We start from the raw sequence: 4,079 nt of genomic DNA, 5'->3' as shown, positions 1-4,079 counted from the left end.
GACTTCATTGTTTCCGACCTGCAGATAAGCACGACCCGTCTGGGTAATCTCGGCCGCATCCGGCGTATGAAGCATTTCATTGGAGTCCGAACGGTCCGCCACCTTAAGGGCAATCTTGAAGCGTGAGTTCGACCAGATCTGGTCATCCACCACACCAGATGGTTTCTGCGTAGCTAGGATTAAGTGGACCCCAAGGGAACGTCCGACCCGAGCGATAGATACCAGCTCCTTGATAAAGTCAGGCTGGTTGACCTTGAGCTCTGCGAACTCATCTGAGATGAGAAAGAGGTGAGGGAGTGGCTCAGTCGCTTCTCCGTTTCTAAATTTCTTCTGGTATTGATTGATATGATTGACTTCAAACTCTCCAAAGAGCCGTTCCCGGCGATGGATTTCCGCATTGATCGAAGCCAAAGCCCGCATAGATTGGGCTCCATCCAAGTTGGTAATGGTTCCCAAGAGATGGGGCAGGTTTTTAAAGAGATTGGCCATTCCCCCACCCTTGTAGTCGATAAGCAAGAAGGCCACATCGTGAGGGTGGAAGTTAACGGCAAGAGACAAGATATTTTTTTGGAATTAGCGGAGCAGATAAATAAGCGACAAATATAGAATTTTCAAGGTACTAGAAGGAGAATGTTCTTGTTCCATTATACCACAATATCGAAACAACCCCTTCCCATAGGGACAAATCTATATTTTTACAATATGAATTTGGATAAATTTAGCTTACGATAAGAAAATAACTAAAAAACGAGAAGTTTCTTTAATGTCAAAGTAGCTCCTCGTTTTTGATTTTTATAAAGTATGGTAATACTTTTTGATAATATCTATACTCTCCTAGTATTAACCTTGCATCACTAAGTAAAGTCGATAAAGAATCCCCCAAATTTATAAACAAATATAATTTTTGGAAGCAGTAAATTATCAGATGGAATTGATTTACTCCTTCAATACTCCTACTTTTATATCTGTATAGAATTTCTCATCAATTGTTGTGGTAAAAAAGAAGGGAGGGGTCAACTCACAATGTCCCTGATAATAGATGTAACCAGCCAAGAAGCTTATTCCCTCTTTCACTGACTCATCATCTGGTTCCAAAATTCTAGTTGAAACAGTATTTAAAACTTGAAACAGACTGTGATACAAAAAGTCTTTCGGCAAAGCATCTTCAATACACTCTTCTTCTACTGGGATAAACAGTTCCATCAACACATCTTGATTTTCTTCTAACTTAGAATTAATCGTATAAAAGAAAGGTCCCCGAAGCGTATATCCTGCTTTTCTTACTTCGTCTAAAAAAGCGTTATAAGTATCCGCCATCTCTTCTGGAGATACTGTGTAATACCTTGAGATAACATTTCTATATTGTATATCTTGGTATTCTCCCACGTTTTTAAATAGCATCTGAAATCTCCTTAACTGGGATATTAATTTCAACAAAGTGCTGTCCAAATATTGGCAATATCGCTAGAAAAACGGTATCTCCTTGCATTTCCAACCCCTCATCTTGAATATATTGCTTCATTTCTTCAATTTTTGGAAGGAGATGCTCATCAAATGGAGTTACATCAGAGACACACTGCTTAATTGTAAAATGTTCTAGATATTGGAATTCATCATTTCCTTCAATTGGAATGTTTGTCGGAATATAGACCTTAAACAAGGCTTCTCCCGGCTTCCCAAAAGTGCTCAAACAAGTTTCAATCGTCGTCGGACCATTTTTATAAACCCCAGTTTCAAATAATAACTTTTCACACTCTTCAATCAAATCTGGAAAAGAATCCATAGGAACTTTTTTCTCTGTATAAGCAATATTGCTGATATCTATTCTAATTAATTTCATTTTATTTCTCCTTTGTAAATAAAGTTATTGGTGCTTTTCTTTTTCCAACCGGTAAATACTCGTGCATACTCAAGCCAATAGAAGGGAAGACAGGCTATGCTCGCTGCAACAAGGGAAGTAACTATATATATTCCTGGCAACATAAATAAACGTGCTATGATTACTACAATTGCTGAAATCAATAGGCAAATAACAGAAGGAAGAAACAAAAGATTCTTCCTATACTCACCATGTGGTAATTCCTTAGCTTTAGGAACAATTAATAACTGATAAACAAAGATGAGTAGTTGAAAAATAAGACTCAGGCCAATCAATACCATGAAGACAGACCAGTAATTCTTCCCCCAAAATATAGATCCCCAGAAGAGAAACTCAAGATGAGAAATTAAAATAGAACTAGCTGGAATCAATTGCAATAATTTTGATTTGGAAAACCTTTGGAATAGCAAGAACATGGACAATAAAGCTACTGCATGATAAATAGTAATGTAAAAGATAATCATACTCACATCATGCGTCTCACCTTTTATAAAAATAGATACTATAAATATTAGTAAAGTAAAAACAACCTCCATTGCAAAAGCCCTTATATAATCAAAATGCTTTATAGGACTAGTATCCACAACTGCCATATTCAAAAATTCATAATATCTTTCTTTCATCTTATCCTCCTAGCATGAGCTGTGCTATTACTAGCCATTCTAATTAATTTTATTTTATTTCTCCTCTAAAAATAATGTTATTAGTGCTTTTCTTTCTCCAACCTGTGAATACTTGAGTATAGCCGAGAATAAAGAACGAATTCCATGAAATACTCATCCCTACTAAACCGATAATAATATAGATTCCAGATAACATAAACAATCGTGTTATGACTACTATTGCTGCTGACGTTATTGTTACAATAAGAGCTGGCAAGTGTAAGATATTCTTCTTATGCTCATTATCTGGCATTTGTTTTACCTTTGAAACAATTGATATTTGATAAAAAAAGTTTATCACTTGAAAAGTAAAGCTCAATCCAATGAAAAGAAAGAATATCAATAAATACTGTTCCCCAAAGAATATAGAGCTCAAAAAAAGAAACTCAAAATGAAGAAAAAGATACGAAGTCGTCGGAACTGATTGTAATAATTTTGAAGCGGAAAATTTTTGAAACAACAGAAATGCAAGCAGTACTATTATCATATGGGCAATGGTAACACGAATCAAAAATATGCTAAGATTATGCATTTGATTCTTAGTAAATATAGAAACAAGCAGTGTTACTGAAGTAAATAGAAATTCGATTAAAAATGTAAGATAAAAATGTAAATTTCTCACTGGTATAGGACGAGTCATCAGTATATTCAAAAATTCATAATACTTTTCTTTCATCTTATCCTCCTACAATTCCTGCCCACCATTTTTTAAGACCTTTAGAAAATCCGGTATGTTTATCTAGTTCATTTAACCCCCAACTAATACCTCCGCCTATAAGAAGTGCACTACCAGCTACTACAGCAACTGGTAATGTAAAAGGAGTCGTTGCTGCCACTAATGTGGCTATCCCTGCAGCTGTCACAACACCACCGATACTAGATGTAGCGCTTATTCCTACATTCTTAACAGTGTCAATCGTAACACCTCCAAATTGAGTAGCTATATACTTTTCACTTCCAACTGTCATATTTTTGCTAACAGCAATATCATGTGTTTCTCCCATTCCGTCTACAATATCTACAGCAGAAAATACCACATTTGCAATCGCCATACCTTTACCCAATTTGCCCATATTCTTAAAGCTATCCGATAACTTAATTCCTTCAGTAGGATGTATTGAAAATATGTTTGACAAACCAGCTGTTGCTGAGGAAAGCGCTCCGTCTTTTCCAGCCTTTATGATACTAGGACGGAAAGGAGACATCATATCCTCGTACTGACCTCGAATATTTGTTCCCTTATTTGTAGTAATTTTACTGTAATTGTAATTTCGGTTTACACTATTACGACTGTAAAATTTATCATAGCCTAACAATTTATCTAGCTTTTGCCCAATAGGTGTTGTACCATGATGAAATATTAGATTTCCTTTATTATCTTTGGAAATTCGAGATCCCAAATACAAAACATTAGCAACATCTAAAACAGTTGTAGTTTTATTATATAATTCGCTAACTTTGCTATATGGAGAGTCATTAATTAACCTTAATAGTTCTGGCTTTGCCAATTCTGTCGGATAACGTTTGCCATACTCTGC

General features: G+C 35.6%; 4 protein-coding genes and 2 pseudogenes. All 6 read right to left on the bottom strand.

Annotated elements, in window-relative coordinates:
* A pseudogene (locus SCRDD08_RS00745) lies at positions 1 to 570 on the bottom strand (FtsK/SpoIIIE domain-containing protein); the annotation flags it as partial.
* Between the two features lie 366 nt (positions 571 to 936).
* Positions 937 to 1,401 (bottom strand): DUF5085 family protein, encoded by a 465-nt coding sequence (locus SCRDD08_RS00740; RefSeq protein ID WP_061422002.1) that lies wholly within the window; start codon positions 1,399 to 1,401, stop codon positions 937 to 939.
* The gene (locus SCRDD08_RS00735) at positions 1,391 to 1,840 is read right to left on the bottom strand and encodes a hypothetical protein (RefSeq protein WP_061422001.1); all 450 of its coding nucleotides are present in this window, start codon (positions 1,838 to 1,840) and stop codon (positions 1,391 to 1,393) included. The genes SCRDD08_RS00740 and SCRDD08_RS00735 overlap by 11 nt, the downstream gene beginning before the upstream one ends.
* Positions 1,837 to 2,502 carry a hypothetical protein gene (locus SCRDD08_RS00730; RefSeq protein ID WP_061422000.1) on the bottom strand — a complete coding sequence of 222 codons (666 nt, stop codon included), beginning with the start codon at positions 2,500 to 2,502 and terminating at the stop codon, positions 1,837 to 1,839. Before SCRDD08_RS00730 ends, SCRDD08_RS00735 begins: the two co-directional genes overlap by 4 nt.
* A 49-nt stretch (positions 2,503 to 2,551) precedes the next feature.
* Entirely contained in the window at positions 2,552 to 3,217 is a 666-nt protein-coding gene (locus tag SCRDD08_RS00725; RefSeq protein ID WP_061421999.1) for a hypothetical protein, read from the bottom strand.
* Position 3,218: 1 nt separating this feature from the next.
* Positions 3,219 to 4,079 (bottom strand): annotated as a pseudogene (locus tag SCRDD08_RS00720) (T7SS effector LXG polymorphic toxin); the annotation flags it as partial.

This window comes from Streptococcus cristatus (assembly GCF_001578775.1).
GTDB lineage: Bacteria > Bacillota > Bacilli > Lactobacillales > Streptococcaceae > Streptococcus > Streptococcus cristatus_A.
This window is presented reverse-complemented; position numbering and strand designations above follow the sequence as displayed.